Source organism: Pseudomonas medicaginis, assembly GCF_965119365.1.
GTDB lineage: Bacteria > Pseudomonadota > Gammaproteobacteria > Pseudomonadales > Pseudomonadaceae > Aquipseudomonas.
Genome location: NZ_OZ221631.1, coordinates 4,949,967 through 4,967,101 on the forward strand (window position 1 = coordinate 4,949,967; position 17,135 = coordinate 4,967,101).

18 protein-coding genes are annotated in these 17,135 nt (G+C 62.3%); 9 read left to right on the plus strand and 9 right to left on the minus strand.

What is annotated here, in order from left to right:
- Positions 1-15: 15 nt before the first annotated feature.
- From ACMTA2_RS21440 to ACMTA2_RS21450, 3 genes are all read left to right on the plus strand, one after another.
- Complete coding sequence (locus tag ACMTA2_RS21440) at positions 16-438, plus strand: DoxX family protein (protein WP_217834235.1); 423 nt, start codon at positions 16-18, stop codon at positions 436-438.
- A gap of 65 nt (positions 439-503) precedes the next feature.
- The gene (locus ACMTA2_RS21445) at positions 504-2,012 is read left to right on the plus strand and encodes a UbiD family decarboxylase (protein WP_413791671.1); all 1,509 of its coding nucleotides are present in this window, start codon (positions 504-506) and stop codon (positions 2,010-2,012) included.
- The gene (locus ACMTA2_RS21450) at positions 1,999-2,565 is read left to right on the plus strand and encodes a UbiX family flavin prenyltransferase (RefSeq protein WP_413791672.1); all 567 of its coding nucleotides are present in this window, start codon (positions 1,999-2,001) and stop codon (positions 2,563-2,565) included. Before ACMTA2_RS21445 ends, ACMTA2_RS21450 begins: the two co-directional genes overlap by 14 nt.
- A gap of 172 nt (positions 2,566-2,737) precedes the next feature.
- Here ACMTA2_RS21450 and ACMTA2_RS21455 read toward each other — a convergent pair whose 3' ends face one another.
- A complete protein-coding gene (locus tag ACMTA2_RS21455; protein WP_413791673.1) occupies positions 2,738-4,111 on the minus strand; it encodes a DHA2 family efflux MFS transporter permease subunit in 1,374 nt (457 codons plus the stop codon).
- A gap of 100 nt (positions 4,112-4,211) precedes the next feature.
- Here ACMTA2_RS21455 and ACMTA2_RS21460 point away from each other — a divergent pair, with 100 nt between their 5' ends.
- From ACMTA2_RS21460 to ACMTA2_RS21475, 4 genes are all read left to right on the plus strand, one after another.
- On the plus strand, positions 4,212-5,138 hold the full coding sequence (locus tag ACMTA2_RS21460; RefSeq protein ID WP_413791674.1) for a LysR family transcriptional regulator: 927 nt from the start codon (positions 4,212-4,214) through the stop codon (positions 5,136-5,138).
- Between the two features lie 155 nt (positions 5,139-5,293).
- Complete coding sequence (gene gstA, locus ACMTA2_RS21465; RefSeq protein ID WP_413791675.1) at positions 5,294-5,905, plus strand: glutathione transferase GstA; 612 nt, start codon at positions 5,294-5,296, stop codon at positions 5,903-5,905.
- 64 nt (positions 5,906-5,969) lie between these two features.
- Positions 5,970-6,341: a Rid family hydrolase gene (locus tag ACMTA2_RS21470; protein ID WP_413791676.1), complete on the plus strand. Its 372-nt coding sequence runs from the start codon at positions 5,970-5,972 to the stop codon at positions 6,339-6,341.
- Positions 6,331-6,735 carry a nuclear transport factor 2 family protein gene (locus ACMTA2_RS21475; protein ID WP_413791677.1) on the plus strand — a complete coding sequence of 135 codons (405 nt, stop codon included), beginning with the start codon at positions 6,331-6,333 and terminating at the stop codon, positions 6,733-6,735. Before ACMTA2_RS21470 ends, ACMTA2_RS21475 begins: the two co-directional genes overlap by 11 nt.
- Positions 6,736-7,299: 564 nt before the next feature.
- On the opposite strand, the gene ACMTA2_RS21480 is transcribed toward ACMTA2_RS21475, so the two are convergent.
- The 4 genes from ACMTA2_RS21480 to ACMTA2_RS21495 all read right to left on the minus strand — a co-directional run bounded on the left by ACMTA2_RS21480 (position 7,300) and on the right by ACMTA2_RS21495 (position 12,420).
- Entirely contained in the window at positions 7,300-9,699 is a 2,400-nt protein-coding gene (locus ACMTA2_RS21480; RefSeq protein WP_413791678.1) for a TonB-dependent siderophore receptor, read from the minus strand.
- A gap of 123 nt (positions 9,700-9,822) precedes the next feature.
- Complete coding sequence (locus ACMTA2_RS21485; RefSeq protein WP_413791679.1) at positions 9,823-10,749, minus strand: FecR family protein; 927 nt, start codon at positions 10,747-10,749, stop codon at positions 9,823-9,825.
- Positions 10,746-11,252: an RNA polymerase sigma factor gene (locus tag ACMTA2_RS21490; protein ID WP_413791680.1), complete on the minus strand. Its 507-nt coding sequence runs from the start codon at positions 11,250-11,252 to the stop codon at positions 10,746-10,748. Before ACMTA2_RS21490 ends, ACMTA2_RS21485 begins: the two co-directional genes overlap by 4 nt.
- A 433-nt stretch (positions 11,253-11,685) precedes the next feature.
- A complete protein-coding gene (locus ACMTA2_RS21495; protein ID WP_413791681.1) occupies positions 11,686-12,420 on the minus strand; it encodes a substrate-binding periplasmic protein in 735 nt (244 codons plus the stop codon).
- A gap of 317 nt (positions 12,421-12,737) precedes the next feature.
- On the opposite strand from ACMTA2_RS21495, the gene ACMTA2_RS21500 reads away from it, so the two are divergent.
- A complete protein-coding gene (locus tag ACMTA2_RS21500; protein WP_413791682.1) occupies positions 12,738-13,691 on the plus strand; it encodes an alpha/beta fold hydrolase in 954 nt (317 codons plus the stop codon).
- 188 nt (positions 13,692-13,879) lie between these two features.
- On the opposite strand, the gene ACMTA2_RS21505 is transcribed toward ACMTA2_RS21500, so the two are convergent.
- From ACMTA2_RS21505 to ACMTA2_RS21515, 3 genes are all read right to left on the minus strand, one after another.
- A complete protein-coding gene (locus ACMTA2_RS21505) occupies positions 13,880-14,272 on the minus strand; it encodes a GFA family protein (protein WP_413791683.1) in 393 nt (130 codons plus the stop codon).
- A gap of 74 nt (positions 14,273-14,346) precedes the next feature.
- Positions 14,347-15,081 (minus strand): CPBP family glutamic-type intramembrane protease, encoded by a 735-nt coding sequence (locus ACMTA2_RS21510; protein WP_413791684.1) that lies wholly within the window; start codon positions 15,079-15,081, stop codon positions 14,347-14,349.
- On the minus strand, positions 15,078-16,007 hold the full coding sequence (locus ACMTA2_RS21515) for a LysR family transcriptional regulator (RefSeq protein WP_413791685.1): 930 nt from the start codon (positions 16,005-16,007) through the stop codon (positions 15,078-15,080). The genes ACMTA2_RS21510 and ACMTA2_RS21515 overlap by 4 nt, the downstream gene beginning before the upstream one ends.
- Positions 16,008-16,139: 132 nt before the next feature.
- On the opposite strand from ACMTA2_RS21515, the gene ACMTA2_RS21520 reads away from it, so the two are divergent.
- On the plus strand, positions 16,140-16,541 hold the full coding sequence (locus ACMTA2_RS21520) for a RidA family protein (RefSeq protein WP_413791686.1): 402 nt from the start codon (positions 16,140-16,142) through the stop codon (positions 16,539-16,541).
- Between the two features lie 49 nt (positions 16,542-16,590).
- On the opposite strand, the gene ACMTA2_RS21525 is transcribed toward ACMTA2_RS21520, so the two are convergent.
- Positions 16,591-17,070, minus strand: coding sequence for a VOC family protein (locus tag ACMTA2_RS21525; protein WP_413791687.1), 480 nt, complete (start codon positions 17,068-17,070; stop codon positions 16,591-16,593).
- Between the last annotated feature and the right edge of the window lie 65 nt (positions 17,071-17,135).

Genomic DNA, 17,135 nt, shown 5'->3' on the forward strand with positions numbered 1-17,135 from the left:
CTTGTGAGCAATGGAATGTACTTACGCTATCAGCTGTTCGATGACCAACGTGACGCGATGATTCTTATCGCCCGGATCATGATCCTGATCCTCTACGGCTACTTCGGTTTCACCTACGTCACCGACCACGGCAGTTTCGTGACCTACCTCAAATCGGTGGACGCACCAATTCCGGAGTTCACCGCGATCGTCGCCACCATCGTCGAATTCTTTGGTGGACTGGCTCTGCTGTTCGGCTTCTGGACCCGGCCGATCGCAGCGCTCTTCGTGCTGTACACCATCGGCACCGGGATCATCGGCCACGCGTTCTGGAACACCACCGACCCGACTGCTCATCACACATTGTTCGTGCATTTTTTCAAGAACGTGAGCATTGCCGGCGGTTTCCTTTTCCTCTGCCTGTTGGGGCCTGGAAAGTACTCGATCGACAAGCGTTGATCTTCTGACGGCGGGCGCAGCCATGCGCCCGCCGTTTTTCTATTCAGTCCCTGCGGATATTCAAGATGAACGAATTGATTGAACCGGTTGCCGACCTGCGCGACTGGCTGGCACGGGCCGAGAAAATCGGCGAACTGCAAACCGTCTCGCAAGCCGTCGACCCGATTGAAGAAATGAGCGCCATCACTTACCTGGTGGCCCGCCAGCCCGCCTCACCGGCGGTGCTGTTCGACCAAGCGGATTCACCGCTGGGCCTGCGCCATTTGTGGAACATCTTCGGCCCGAGCGTGGCGCGCACCGCGATCACCCTCGAAGAGGCCCCGGACACGCCGACCATGGAATTGATCCGGCGTACCAAGGACAAGCTCAAACACAGCATCGCCCCGCTTGAAATCGCCGCCGAAGCCGCGCCGATCTACCAAAACACCCTCACAGGCAATGACATCGACCTGACCCGCCTGCCGATTCCCAGACACTGGCCGCGCGACGGCGGTGCCTACGCCGGCACGGCAGACGCGGTGTTCACCCGGGATCTGGAATCCGGCTACCTCAACGTCGGCACGTATCGAATGATGATCCAGGGGCCGCGCGAGGTCGGCCTGTCGCTGGCACCGGGCAAGGACGCCCTGCGGCATATCCATCAGGCCTGGGCCAGAGGTGAAGCGCTGCCCGTTGCGGCCGCCTGGGGTGTCGATCCATTGATGATGGTGGTGGGTTCGCAATCGTTGCCGCCGGGCGTCAGCGAGTACGATTTTGCCGGTGGTATCAAAGGCAAACCGGTTGAAGTGGTGCGCGCGAAAAACTCCGACCTGCTGATCCCGGCCGCGGCGGAAATTGTCATCGAAGGTGTCATCCGTCCGGGTTCGACCCGCGAAGAAGGGCCTTTCGGTGAGTTCACCGGCTACTACGGCTACAAGGACATCGACTGCCCGCTGATCGACGTCACCGCCCTGCACTACCGTACCCGACCGATTCTGACCAACGCGCTGATGGCTGACTTCCCGTCGAACGAGCAGAGCGCGTTTTTCTCCACCATTCGCTCGGCGAAGATCTGGAACGATCTCGACAAGCTCGGCATCCAGGGCATCAATGGCGTGTACTGCCCGCCCGCCGCTGCCGGCGCCTTCGGAATGATCGTCATCAGTCTCGAACAGAAATACGCCGGACATGCCGCACAGGCGCTTGCCCTCGCCGGCCAGGTGCCGGGCGGTGCGTACATCACCAAATGGATCGTCGCGGTGGACGAGGACGTCGACCCGACCGACATGAATCAGGTGCTGTGGGCCATGGCCACCCGCGCCACGCCGAGCGATGACATCGACATTCTGCGCAACACCCGTGGCTCGCCGCTGGACCCGGCACAGAACCCGCCGGAAAAACGTTTCTTCGGCTCCAAAGCCCTGATCAACGCCTGCAAGGATTACCGCAACATCCGCAACTTCCCGACCCGCACCCTGCTGCGTCCTTCGGTCTACGAACGGGTGCGCGAGCGCTGGAGCGAGCTGGGTCTGCCGGGCGAAGCGCCGGTGGTCAGCGCCTTCGACACGGCGGTGGACTCCCATGAGCAGCCCTGAACGACGCATCGTGGTCGGCATCAGCGGTGCCAGCGGAGTGATTTATGGCGTGCGCACTTTGGTGCTGCTGCGAGAGCTGGGCATCGCCACGCATCTGGTGATGACCAAATCGGCGCAAGTCACCCTGGCCCATGAACTCGACATGAAAGTGGCGGATGTCAAAACCCTTGCCAGCGTCGTCCACGATCCGGCAGACATCGGTGCTTCGATCTCCAGCGGTTCATTCAAGACCCTGGGCATGGTGGTGACGCCCTGCTCGATCAAAAGCCTTTCGGAAATCTCCAGCGGTATCACCGGGAGCCTGCTCAGTCGCGCGGCCGACGTGACGCTCAAGGAGCGCCGGCCCTTGATTCTGATGGTGCGGGAAACCCCGTTGCACCTGGGGCACCTGCGCAGCATGACCCAGGTCTGTGAAATGGGCGGCATCGTAATGCCGCCGGTGCCGGCATTTTATGCCCGGCCGCAATCGATCGAAGACATGGTCGACCACACGGTTGGCCGCATGCTCGATCTGCTGGGACTGGACACCGGGACGGTACGTCGCTGGGGTTGAAACATCGCAGTTGGCTGTACCTTCGGCAAGCGTGCTTCGGCGCCTTGCCGATTCGCTCTTTCACAACCTGACCCAAACGACAACGTTGCATTTGCCTGCCCGCTCGATACGGGGGCAGACAACGCAACGTCGCTTCATTGCAACACTCACCGGCCGCGCTTCGGCGTGCCGGTCAGCATTCACTCACGACATCGACCTCGTCGGTGTACAGCCGCAACACGGTCAACAGGCCGGCGGCAACGAACGCCAGGGCTATGATCGACAAGGCGCCAGTGGCGCGCCCCGGCCCTTCGAGGGTGGCGCCGAGCAAGGCGATGCCGGTGACCCCGCCACATTGGCGCGCGGCATTGAGTACCCCGGAGCCAACGCCGACCTTGCCGCTCGGCACACTCGCCAGACAAGCGCCGACGATCACCGGCAACGTCGCACCGCCCAGGCCGATCAGCAGCCCGCCGATCACCAGGCTGACGCGATCCATTCCATACAACGCCAGCAACGCCGCCCCGAGCGCCCCGTTGAGCATGCCGGCGGCGCCGACCGAACGGGCACCGAAGGCGTTGGACAAGCGCCCTGAAAGACTCGCCATCACCCCGGTGGCAATGGTCATCGGGATCATCGCCAGACCAATCTCCACCGGTGTGCGGCCCTGACCCTGCAACGCAAATGGCAGGACGAACAGGCTGCCGTAATACGCCAGGGTTTGCAGAAACCCGGCGCCAATCGCGGCGGAAAAAGTTCTCGATTCGAACAGACTCAGCGGCAGCATCGGCTCACGCTGGGCACGCTGCGAATAGATGAACGCTGCGCCCGAAACCAGCGCCGCCAGCAACATCGCGATCACCCAAGTGTTGCCCCAGCCCCACACCGGCCCTTCGATCAGAGCGAAGATCAGCGACACCAGCGCCAGTGCCGACAGCACCTGCCCCGGCCAATCGATCGAACGCGGCTGAATGGCGAGGCGACTACTGCGCAGTGCGCAGCAAACCAGGGCAATCAGGCAGAACGGCACGTTCAGATAGAAAATCGACCGCCAGTCGACCAGTTCCACCAGCAGCCCGCCGAGCATTGGCCCGCTCACCAGCGCCAGCGCCGAGATCCCGCCCCACAGCGCCACCGCTTTGGCCCGCGCCTTGGTATCGGGATACGCCTCGACCAGCAGCGCCATGGAGCTGGGCAGCATCAACGCAGCACCGATGCCCTGAATCGCCCGCGCGGCAATCAGCTCGACCACGCCTTGCGCCAGGCCGCAGGCCACCGACGCGCCGGTAAACACCAACAGGGCGAACAGAAACACTTTCCGCGCCCCCAGCCGGTCGCTCAGCGCCCCGGAGGACAACAGCAGGCTGGCAAACACCAGGGTGTATGCGCCGGCAATCCATTGCAGCCGATCCATCCCCGTTGCCAGGTCACGCCCGATGCTCGGCAGCGCCACGTTCAGCGCCGTGACATCCAGCGCGACCATGAACGAACTCAACGCCACGCTCACCAGAACAGGAGCCGCCGAGGCGGGTCTGACCGCCAGATCCATTGACAGGGTTTTGCCCACTTTCCAACACCTCGCTGTGTATTCAGGGGCGATCCTGAGGCGGTGCGGGTGCTTCGTAAAATTAAATCTCGATTAGCCGAACATAAGAGGAACTACTGAAATGATGAACCTGATGCATTGGCGCCTGCTGGTCGCCGTGGCTGACGCCGAAAATGTTTCCCGCGCCGCCGAGCGCTATGGCATTACCCAGTCGGGCGCCAGTCAGGCCCTGACGCAAATGGAAGAAGCGTTGGGGGTGAAAGTCTTCGTGCGCGACCGCCGCCAGACCACCGCGACCGCCATCGGGCAACAGATCATCGACCGCGCGCGGCGCATGCTCGGCGAGTTCGAATCGATCCAGAATCTGGTGGATGCCTCGCGCGGTTGCCACCTGGGTCGGATCAAACTCGCCAGTTTTCCTTCGGTGTTCGCCAACCTGCTGCCGCCGCTGCTGCAAAGCTTCAGTCGCCTGCACCCCGGCATAGAGATCGTCTCCCTGGAAGGCACTGACGAGGAAGTCGAACAATGGCTGGCCAACAGCAGCATCGACCTGGGGGTGGTGATGAACCCCTGCCCGTCCCGTGGCGCGCTGTTGCTGGGCCGCGACTCGTGGGTGGCGGCCGTTCCCGCCAACCACGAACTGGCGCGCCGCTCCTCGTCCAGCACCGTGGACCTCAAGGATTTGGTGGAAGAACCGTTCATCCTCGCCACCGGCGGTTGCCACCTCAATGGCCAGTCACTGGTCGAACGCGAAGGCCTCAAGCTCAAGGACATCAAGATCACCGTGCGCGACTGGACCACGGCGTTTGCCTTGATCAGCGAAGGCATGGGCATTTCCATCGTGCCGGCCTCTACCCTGCCGGTGGACCGCCGGGGCATGCGGGTGTTCGAGTTGAGCAAACCCATCTATCGTGAGTTCGGTCTGGTCTGCTCATCCGCCGGTGAACGCACGCCTTCAGCCCAAGCGTTTCTCAATGAAATCCGCAAGTCGACCCTCGGCAACGACATCCCGATGACCGTTCGCAGTACCGAAGCGAAAGTCGCCTGAATGGACATAAGAGCACCTAATGATGGGCGCATAAGATCGTAATTTTACCGATCGATGACATGACACCAATATGTCTGGAACGAGGTTCACAGCCGTTTCCGGCCTGGAACGGCAACACGTTCGGGTACGCGTTGCCCGCTTATAAGGAGATACCCATGAAACTGTACTTTGCCCCCATGACCTGCTCCCTCTCGCCGCATATCGTGCTGCGTGAACTGGGCCTGCCCTTCGAGCTGATCCGGGTCAACAACAAGACCAAAGCCACCGCCGACGGCCACGACTTCCGCGACCTCAACCCCAAGGGTTACGTCGCCGCGCTGGTGCTGGACAACGGCCAGGTGCTGACCGAAGGCCCGGCCATTGTGCAATACCTGGCCGACCTGGTGCCGGGCAATTCCCTGGCTCCCGCCAACGGCACCTGGGAGCGCACCCGCCTGCAGGAACTGCTGAACTTCATCACCTCGGAAATCCATGGCGGCAGCGCGCCACTGTTCAATGCTGATATTCCTGAGTCAGCCAAAGAAATTTTCCGGCAGAAACTGTTCAAGCGCCTGGACTACCTGAACAAGGGTCTGGCGGACAAAGACTACCTGCTGGGTGCCTTCGGCCTAGCCGATGCCTACCTGTTCACCGTACTCAAGTGGCTCCCGTTCTTTAATATTGATGTCAAGGACTGGCCGCAACTGGCGTCGTTCATGGCGAGCATCGAAGCACGCCCAAGCGTGCAGGCCGCCATTGCCGCGGAAGAGGCAACGCAGCCGGTTTAATCACGGATGACAGAAGCCCATCGATGCTGGCTTCTGTCTCACTTCAACCTGGATGAAAACCCCTATGCAGACAATTGAACGCGTCCCGAGCGGCCACGCAGGACGTAGCCGTTCCTGCGCCTACGCCAACGTCGTCTACACCGTGGCAACCTCTGCGGACATCTCACTGGACATCGTCGGCCAGACTCACCAAGCCCTGGCCGCGTTGAGCACCAGCCTCGAAGGCCTTGGCTCCCACACCTCGCGCATGCTGTCGGCCCAGGTGCTGCTGGCGGACATGGCCAGCAAACCCGTGGTCGATGAAATCTGGGCCCGCTGGATCGGCGACAACCCGCAGCACTGGCCCCAGCGCGCCTGTTACGGCGTCGACCTGGGCGGCAAGCTGCTGATCGAAATTATCGTCACGGCGGCTCGAGGAACGGCTTATGACGCATAACGATCAGATCGACCTGGTGATCCGCACCTGCGAAGCACAACGCAGTGCCGCCATGCTCGGCGGTCATTTGGATATCTTCAGCTATCTGTTCCACCCGGACCTGACCTACGTCCACGCCAGCGGTGTGGTCGACGATCTCAAGAGCTACCTTGAGAAATGTCGCTCCCGGGAGTTCATCTATCACACCCTGAACCATCAAATCGACAAAGTGACCCGAGTGGGTGAACTGGCGATCGCGTTTGGGGAAATGGTCGCCACCGTCACCTCCGGGGGCCTGCGAAAACAGCTGCATAACCGAACGCTCACGGCGTGGCAGAAAACCGATGAACAATGGCAACTGCTGGTCTATCAAGCGACGCCGCTCAAGCCGGCCTTGGTGCTCGAGGCAACGTGAGCGACTCGGTGTGCGCGAGCGTTCAAGCACGTAAAACAAAAAAGCCCTGCAGGCATCTGGCGTGCAGGGCTGACTTCTTTTGAGGAGCAGATTTGCGCCGCTTGGCAAGTTCGTCAAAAATCCTGCTCGTTGGCGTTGGCGGTACGGCGCAGGAGACTATTGCGATGGCCAAGCTTGAACCGAGTTGGCGCTTCACGGCCGCTGCCCGATCCAAGCCAATGCTGGAGGCAGCGAAGCAGAAAGCTGGGACAGACCACGATCTTGAATTCACCTGCGATCGACCCGTCACATGATCGTGGTCTGCCCCATTTTTGTGACTTAGCCATTCATGTGGCTCCAACCTGGCGGTGACAAGCGGAAGCCGATGGGGCAAACGATATCGAGCAAACTACTTGCATATCAGTTGATATCTGGCGGAATCACGCTCGTTGACCGGTGACTTGGCTGAACGCTTGCGCAATAACAATAGAGAGGCTGCAATGCAGCCTCTCGGAGCGTCTGGCGAAAGCGCCTTTGCGTGTTTTCACAGAGCTTGCGACGGCACCTCTTTAATCGCCAACAACCTCAGAAATCAACAGTAGCCGACACCTTCAGCGTACGCGGTGCCCCCTGGGTCAGATAACCACCATTGGCCGAGGCCCAGTAGTTCTCATCGGCGACGTTTTCCAGCATCGCGTTGAAGGTCACCCCGCGGCCATCCATTTTCGTCCGATAGCGCGCGCCCAGGTCGACGCGGGTCCAGGCGGGGATGCTGTATTCGTTGGCGCTGTCAACGAACTGGCCGCCGGTGCGCAGTAGCAGGCCGTTCAGGCTCACCCCGGGCATGCCGGGCACATCCCAGTCGGCGCCCAGGTTGAACTGGAATTTCGGCACACCCACCGCCTGGTTGCCGTCGTCGCGACCGCCAGCGGTGCCGCGCAGTTCGGCTTTGGTCCAGGTGGCGCCGCTCAGCAGGCGCAGGCCGTCCAGCGGCTCGCCGAACAGGCTCAGTTCCACGCCGCGATTGCGCTGCTCGGCATCCACCCGGTAGTAGCCGTCGCCACCGAGCACGCCCTGGGGCTGCTCGATGCGGAACAGGCTAAGGCTGCCGCCGAAGGTGCCCCAGTCGAGCTTGGCGCCCACCTCGGTCTGCTTGGAGCGATAGGGCGCGAACATCTCGCCGTTGTTGAGCGCGGCGACCGGCGCGGTCGGCCCCTGTTGCAGAGACTCGACGCGGTTGGCATAGAGCGACAGGTACTCGGTGGGCTTGACCACCAGGCCATAGGCCGGCGTGGTGATACTTTCCTGGTAGCTGGAGGTACGGGCACCGCTGGCCGCGCTCCAGGCGTCGGCGCCGATGGACTGGCGGCGCACGCCCAGGGTCAGCAGCACGCGGTCGCCGAGCAAGCCCAGGGTGTCGGACACCGCCAGGCTACGGTTCTGCACCTTGGCGGTGGTGTCCGGGTCGTGGATATCGCCGGAGACGCTGGTGGCCGGCGGCTCGGCGACGGGCTGGCCCTCATACAGATTGCCGAAGCCGCGACTGCCCGCCGCGGTGGACTCGAACGCGTTGCGCTTTTCCTGCCAGATGCCGTTGGCGGCCAGGTTGATGCTGTGGCTGACCGGCCCGGTGGCGAGTTCGCCGCGCAGCCCGGTGACGGCGCTCAGGGTTTCCTGGTCCAGCGGCGAATAGAGGCGGCCGATACGGGCGTCGCCATTCGCGCCGTAAACGTAGTTGGAGGCGTAGACACCGTTCTCCCGCGTGTATTTGCCGCCTGCGCTCAGGTAGGCAGTCCATGTGGGCGACAGGTCGTACTCGGCGCTGAACATGCCATAGGTGTCTTCGAGCTGCGACCAACTCCAGGGTTGCGCGTAGTTGTGGTCGGCGTCGGGTGCCGACGGCGTCTTGCCGTTGAGGGTGCTGGTAGGTCCCGTCGTGGTGAGGTAGACCACCGAGCGCCCCTCATTGACCCGTTGCTTCTGGTAACCGATATCCGCAGACAGCCGCAGACGGTCACCGCGGTAATCCAGACCGAGGGTGGCCAGGCTGAAGCGCGAGTGCTCATCGTCCACCGCGGTCTCGCCCTCGCGCTGGGCCAGGTTCACCCGCACGCCGAAGCGGTTGTCCTCGCCGAAGCGCTGGCCCAGGTCGAGGTGCCCACCCACCCGGCTGTCGCTGGCATAGTCCAGGGTGGCGCTGCGCGTGGGGGTATCTTCGGCACGCTTGGAGACCACATTGATCGCCCCACCGACACCGCTGCCCGACGGCGATACGCCATTAACGAAGGCGTTGGCCCCCTTGAACACCTCGACCCGCTCGACCGACTCGGTGGAAATGATCTGGCGCGGCAGAATGCCGTACAGCCCGTTGAAGGCAATATCGTCGCTGAGCAGCTGGAACCCGCGTACGACGAACACCTGGGAGAAGTTGCCGAAGCCGAACGACTGACGCACGCCCGGATCGCTGGCCAGCACATCGGCCAGGGTCTGCGCCTGGCGCTTTTCAATCAGCTCGGAGGTGTAGCTGGAGAAGGCGAAGGGCACATCTTGCATGTCCTGGTTGCCCAGCACGCCGATGCGGGCACCCCGCGCCGCCTCCCCGCCGGCGTACTCGGCCGGCAGGTCGACACGGCCTTCGGCGAGCCCGCTGATGGTGGTCGGGCCCAGTTCCAGCACGCCCTGCTCAGGCAGTGGCACCAGGGTGATGGTGCCGTCGTTGCCGGCCTGGAAGGTCAGGCCGCTGCCCTCCAACAACCGCTGCAGGCCGTCGACCACCGAATAGTCGCCCTTGAGTGCCGGCACCACGGCGCTGCCACGGGTCAGGCCGGCGTCATAGAGCAGCCGCACGTCGGCCTGCTCGGCGAAATCGGTGAGCGCCGCGTCGAGCCGCTGGGCAGGCACGTCGAGCTGGACAGCCCGCGCCTGTGCGGCAGCAATGGCCAGGGGGAGAACGGCTAGCGCCGCGAGGAAGGAAGTCGACCGCATGCTGATGTCCTTGACTGTCAATACGAAGAAGTCGCATTTGCAGGAACGGAAGACGAAAGCGGCGATGATTTCTGAACCATCGCCGCCTGAATATTTTCTTCTTTTGAAGGGACGGGCGTGGTCTCAACGGCGGGACGTGACCAGAATCAACCCCGGCAGGCGCACCAGACGCACAGGCAAGGTGGTTTCCACAGCACTCAACACCGCCTGTGGATCGTCAAGGGCGAACACGCCGGTCACTTGTAGCCCGCGAGCGGCTTCGTCGATAAACAGCACCCGCGCAGACTGGCTGCGCTCAAGCTCGGCGAACACTTGCTCCAGCGGCTGGTCGCGGAATACCAGCTTGCCGCGCTGCCAGCCCAAGCGCTGGCGCGCATCCAATGCCTGCGGCGCCTGCAGCGACCCGCCGCGCCACTGCACCTGCTGCCCGCCGACCACCGGCAGCGGCTCGCGCCCCTCGCTGGAAGCCAACACGCGACCCTCGCTTACCGCGAGGTCGACACCGCCCTCCTCCAGACGCACATCAAAGCGCGTGCCGGTGACGCGAATGCGCGCCTCGCCGGCCCTGACAATGAACGGCCGGGCCGGGTCATGGGCGACCTGGAAGTCCGCCTCGCCGCGGTACAACCTGACCTCGCGGTGACCGTCGACAAACTGCCAGTCCAGCGCCGAATCGCCGTTGAGGGTCAACAGCGAACCATCGGCCAGACGCACCTCGCGCACCTCGCCCGGCTGGGTGCTGATGTCGGCATACAGGCCAATCCAGGTGCCCCGCGGTAGCCACAGGGCGAGCAACAACATCGCGGCGCAGGCCAGCGGAGTCGCCCACAGTCGATGGCGACGTATCACGCGCACCTGAGGTTGCTCGGCCGGACGTTCTATCTGGCCGAGCAACGACCACAGCCCTTCCACCTCACGCAACGCCTGCTCGTGCTCGGGCGCCGCCTGGCGCCAAGCCTGCGCGGCAGTGCGATCGGCAGCGGTGGCGCGGCCAGAATGCAGCAGCACCTGCCATTGCCGGGCCTGTTCGAGAAGTGAAGGATGACTCACGGCTGCGGGTCCATCTGCTGCTGGCAGTGTTCGAGGGCCTTCAGGATATAACGTCCGGCCATGCTTTCCGAGACACCCAGGCGCTCGCCGATCTCACGCTGGGTCAGCCCGTCCAGGCGATTCCACAACAACGCCTGGCGCAGATGCGGTGGCAAACCCTGGACCACGCGCTGCAGTCGCTCCAGGCGCTGGGCGTCGCTTGCCGCTCGCTCCGGACCAGGCTGGGCGCTGACCAACTCGATGGATATCTCCTCCTCGACGGGCCGCGATTTTTGCTGACGGCGGTAGTCAATGATCAGGTTGCGCGCGATGCGATAGAGGAAAGCACGAAGATTGCCGATCTCTTTCCCGGATTCGCGCCGACGAAAGCGTAGCCAGGTCTCCTGGCGCAGGTCGGCCGCCAGTTCTGCACACTTCACCTGCCGCGTGAGGAAGCGCAGCAGCTCACTCGAATGGCTCTCGAACTGGCCGTCGGTGGAATGAGGATCGGATGGCCTGGACACGCAAGCGACTCAAGCGAGGAGGAGTCGCGAGAATATATCAAATGATAATGACTTTCAATTGATGGGGCGCCTGCGCCATTTCGCCCTCGACATGATGGAGCCCTGTACCGCCCAGGAAGCGGCCCAAGGCAAGGCATGACCAGGTTCGCTACACCCAGAGGTCAGCCACTCCGATCAATTGAAAGACTTCATCTCCCGACGAACTCAACGCCGCGTTGGTGAGCGGAGCGGTCGGTGCTACGCGAAGCAGTGAGTCAAGGTCAGATCGTAAGGGGTGTGTTTGCGATGGTCCCCCCTAAAAAGTTGTCAGAGATTTCTTTGGTTTACTGCAAAACGATCAGTTGCCGTAGGACGGCATTCCGTGCTGACTCGCATAGCTACACCCTCCAACAGCCTGCTACGCGCGCAAGTCGAGCTTGCCCCGCTCCGCCCGCTACCGCTCATACCGCCGCTGAATCCGCGCCAACTCCCCGGAACGCCGCAACTGCTCCAGCGCACGAGCCCACGCCGCCACCACTTCATCTTCACTGTCGGGGCTGAAGGCGATGTACAGCGATGAGCGGTACAGCTCGATAGGAATCCGTCGCAAGGTACCGGGGGCGATGTTCAATTGGCGGCTGTAGTAGGCCACCCCCGCATCGGTGTCGCCGACAATGATGCCGGTGCGTCCGGCCAGCAGCATGCGGTAGAGCAGCTTGCTCTCGGTGGCGCTTTTGTCCAGGTTATCGAAGCCCAGCGACTGCAGCCTCTGGGGCACCAGCCCGGCGTGGCGCGTGGTGATCTGCGGTGCGTTCAGGAGTTGTTCCAGGGTGTTCAGCGGGGGCGTATTGGCCAGTTGATAAGGGTGGATGGATTCTTCCACGATCGGCCCGACCCATTTGTACAACGACTCGCGTTCCGGCGTGCGAAACAGGGAATACATGATGGTCTTGGGGCGGTGCTTGAGTATTTGGGTGGCACGCATGCTGGGTTGCAGCAACACCTCGAAATCATCCCCGGTCAGCGCCATGATGGCCCGGACGATCTCGGTGGTCATGCCGGTGAGCTGGTTGTTTTCCTGGTAGTTGTACGGTGCCCATTCTTCGGTGACGATCTGATACGGCTCGGCCCTGACAACCGTGCCGAACAATAGGCAAAGCAGCGCTGCAGCCGGTATCGAATGTCTCACGCGTACTCCCTGCGGACTGTTCGGTGTTCATGCATGGGTGGGCCTGGTTCAAGAGGACAAGGTAAGCATAGACCCAAACACTTGCCTGACAGGTGACGCAGTCCACATGAATCCAATCGATCCCCTGAGGTTCAACGCATCATCACAGGGGCGTAGGTACACATCACAACCGAAACGAAACGCAGCTATCGGATTTTCCCATAGTTGCTATCGATGCCCGCGCCGTTCTCGTCGTCGGCCTCTCTCTCTAATCTGCCCACCAACGCGATCGATGACGATCGCCGCAGATCAAACCGACCTTTATGGAGAGAGACACGATGAACACCTTGAACCGCACCCTGGCAGTCGCAACCCTGGCATTGGCCACCCTCAGCGCCGAGGCCGCATCGCCGGTCCAGGCCGCTGCAAGCGTTTCTGCTGTCGGCAGCGTGATCCAATCCGCCAGCTACATCACCACCCGAGATGGCGTGCAGCTGTATTACAAGGACTGGGGCCCGCGTGATGGCCAGGTCGTGACCTTCAGCCACGGCTGGCCGCTGGACTCCGACAGCTGGGAAGGCCAGATGATGTTCCTCGCGTCGAAGGGCTATCGCGTGATTGCTCACGACCGTCGCGGCCATGGTCGCTCCAGCCAGCCGTGGGAAGGCAACGACATGGATCATTACGCCGACGACCTGGCCGCGGTGATTGAAGCGCTGGACCTCAAGGACGTCACGCTGGTGGGCTTCTCGACGGGAGGCGGTGAAGTGGCGCGCTACATTGGTCGCCACGGTACCGGCCGGGTGAAGAAAGCCGTGCTGGTTTCCTCGGTTCCGCCGCTGATGCTCAAGACAGACACCAACCCCGGTGGCTTGCCTATCGAAGTGTTCGACGGCCTGCGCAAGGCGTCCCTGGAGAACCGTTCGCAGTTGTACCTGGACATCGCCTCGGGCCCGTTCTACGGCTACAACCGCAAGGGTGCCAAGCCATCCCAGGGGCTGATCCAAGCATTCTGGGTACAGGGCATGCAGGGCGGCAGCAAGAATACCTATGACTCGATCGCGGCGTTCTCGGCGACAGACTTCCGTGGCGACCTGAAGAAGTTCGACGTGCCGACCCTGGTCATCCATGGCGATGACGATCAGATCGTACCGATCGACGCCGCAGGCCGGGCTTCGGCGGCGCTGATCAAGGGCGCTCGCCTGATCGTCTACCCTGGCGCACCGCACGGCCTGACCGAGACGCACAAGGACCGGCTGAACCAGGATCTGCTGACATTCCTCAAGGAGTAAAACCTGGATCGGTTGTGAGGGGCCTGCTCGCGAAAGCGGCGGGCCTGCTTGCATGGGTGTTGAATGGGCTGTCGTCATCGCGAGCAAGCTCGCTCCCACAGGGGGTCGGTTGTGACTCCAGACATGGCGTCATCCCGGATCAACTGTGGGAGCGAGCTTGCTCGCGATGACGGTGGAACACCTTGCATCTATTCCTCAGACCGCCCCGTACCCTCACGATCATGGGCATAGCATCGGGCGAACGGGAACGCCGGCAACCAGGACTCGCGGCGTACGGTCCAGCATTCATAGGTCGGCATCAGTTGATCGGGAGCGTCCAGGGCCCCCAGGTGCACTTCGATTTCGTCGCCAGAGCGGGCAAACAGTGACGAGCCACAGCGAGGGCAGAAAAATCGCCCGGCGTAGTCCCGGGTTTTACCCTCGATCGTCACCGCGTCCTGGGGGAACACGGCAGCCGCGTAGAACAGTGCCCCATGATGCTTGCGGCAGTCGAGGCAGTGACAAAGGCCGACGCGATACGGGCGCCCCGCGGCCTCGATACGAACGTTACCGCACAGGCATCCGCCGATGATTCGGTCCATGCTAAATCTCCCCTGTCGCCGAGTAGTCGAGGTAAAACCTTCGACCGCTCCAATCCATGCCTGGTTTAACTCATTTAACCCACCATCGGCACCGCAATCAGCCAGATCGCCGTCCCATGCGTCGCCGTCGATGCCAGCACCCCATAACGCATGCGAACCAGCCCGCAGGCCAAGCCCTCCATCAACGTGAAGAGCAGCACGGGCCAGCCGAGCTGGGTCACACTCAAGGCGAGAAAGGCATGCAACGCCGCAAACGCCATGGCACTGCTCAAGGCGGCTCGCAGCGCGCCGACATGTCGCTCAAGGTATCCCTGCAAGAACCCACGAAACAGCACCTCCTCCAGCGCGTTGGCGCCATAGGCCAGCACCGCCATGCCGAGCATCCAGGTCCAGCCACCGGACATCGCCGTCCCAGCGTCCTGATAAAACCGCAGGGGCAAACCGATGAGGCAACCCACGGCGATGCCCACGGCCAGGCCAGTCAGACGGTGACCTTTGAATAGCACGACCAATGACCATAAATCCGGCAACAGCCGAGCGAGTACCGCGACCAATCCCAGAGACGAAACCCCCAGCATGGCCAGGACGAACGGATTGCCCAGGAAGCCGATCCGCAGATCGTCGTTCAGGGCCCACATGCCCAGGGGCGTCATCGCATCGCGCATCAACACGAATGCCAATAACAGAATCACGATACGCAACACGGTCTGGGTCTTGGGCGTCAACGCCAACCAGAGGCCAAAGAGCACGAGGCCTGGCAGCAGATACATCGTGTAGCCCAGCAGCACAGCGAGTCCTTCGGCGATCATTGCGCCCTTCCCTTGCCAACGACCGGCGCATGCTGCGCCATCAGCGCCACGACCCAGTCGATGAACACCCGCAGCTTGGCATTGACGTGGCGGTTCGGAGGGTAGGCCACGTAGAGCGGCATCGGGTCGAGGTGCCAGTCTTCGAACAACGGCACCAACTCGCCTTGCGCCTGGTGACGCCGGGACATGTACTCGGGCAACCAGAGCACCCCCAGCCCCGCCAGACCGGCCGCGAGGTAGGCGTTGCCATCGTCGATGGCCAGGGCATAGCGTCCTTTGACGTGGAGCAGCTCATGGTCTCGGCGCATGGCATAGGGCAAGGCTCTACCGGTGCGAGCCCACAGGAAACCCACGGTGCGATGGTGTGAGTCTTCCAGCTCCCGCGGATGTGCGGGCAAGCCGAACCGTGCCAGGTAACTCGGGGCGGCGAAGACCCCAAGGGCAAGGTCGCCGACACGCCGGGCGACCAGCGACTGATCCGTCAGCTCACCGCCACGCACCACGCAATCGACGTTTTCATCGATGATGTCGACCATGCGGTCGCTGACGCCCATGTCGATCTGGATGTCCGGATACCGCTCATAGAACCCCGGCAAGGCCGGCACCAGGATCAGGGCCGCCAGCGGGCTCGGCACGTCCACCCGCAGACGACCGCGAGGCAACGCCCGGGCGCTGGAGACACTGCTCTCGGCGTCATCCATGTCGGCGAGCAGACGGATCACCCGTTCGTAATAGATGGCGCCGTCGGCGGTGACATTGACTTTGCGCGTGGTGCGATTGAGCAACTTGACCCGCAACCGTGCCTCAAGCTGCTGCACCAGCTGGGTCACGGTGGTCTTACTCATGTGCAGGGTCTCGGCCGCCTTGGTGAAGCTGCCTGCCTCCACGACTCGGACGAACGCTTGCATCGCATCAAAACGGTCCATTTCTGCCTCGGGTGACGATCCGATTGTTTGGATTCTACAAACAGTGATCGCCAAGGTTGCCCGTTTATCGGCTGGACACAAGCCCCTAGAGTGAGTTCATCGTTTGGAACCCACTTTTTGATGGAGCTATTCATGACACAGCGCGATGTGGTTTTCCCGCCTGGACGCCAGGCACTCTATGAGCGCAATCGCTATTCACCGGCGATTCGCTCCAATGGTTTGCTGTTCGTATCGGGGCAAGTCGGCAGCACCGCCGACGGTTCCCCGGAACCCGACCTGGAAGCTCAAGTGCGGCTGGCGTTCAACAACCTGAAGGCAATCCTCGCCGCAGCCGATTGCAGCTTTGACGATGTGGTGGACGTCACGGTGTTCATGGTCGATCCCGAGTCGATCTTCGAACGGGTCTGGAGCGTCGTGCCCGAGTTCTGGGGCAACGCGCCGCATCCGACACTGACGGCGGTGGGCGTGACATGGCTGTATGGTTTCCAATTCGAGATCAAGGTGATTGCCCGGTTGCCTGAAGCAGCCCTGTAGGTCAGCTTGACCCGGCGCTGTCGCAAGCAAGCTTCCACGGGTGCTCCGGCTAGCCTTTCACCGCCGCCTCAATCGCCGCAATGTCGATCTTGGTCATGGTCATCATGGCCTCGAAAGCGCGCTTGGCGGCGGCTTTATCGGGACTGGCGACCGCTTCAAGCAGCACGCGAGGGCTGATCTGCCACGACACCCCCCACTTGTCCTTGCACCAGCCACAAGCGCTTGCCTCACCGCCGTTTTCGATGATCGCGTTCCACAAGCGGTCCGTTTCGGCCTGGTCTTGAGTTGCAATCTGGAATGAAAAGGCCTCGTTGTGCTTGAACACCGGCCCGCCGTTGAGGCCGATGCATGGGATGCCGATGACCGTGAAATCCACGGTGATCACATCGCCCTCCTTGCCCGACGGATAATCGCTCGGGGCAAGGTAGACGGCGTTCACGGCGCTGTCGGGAAACGTTTTGGCGTAGAACTGCGCAGCCTCCTGGGCGGTGCCGTCGTACCAGAGGCAAATCCTGTTTTTATTGTTCATTGCGCTTCTCCGCAAAGGACTGGACGATAAAGTCTAGCAGTTGGCCCGCAAGCAGGAAAAAACCC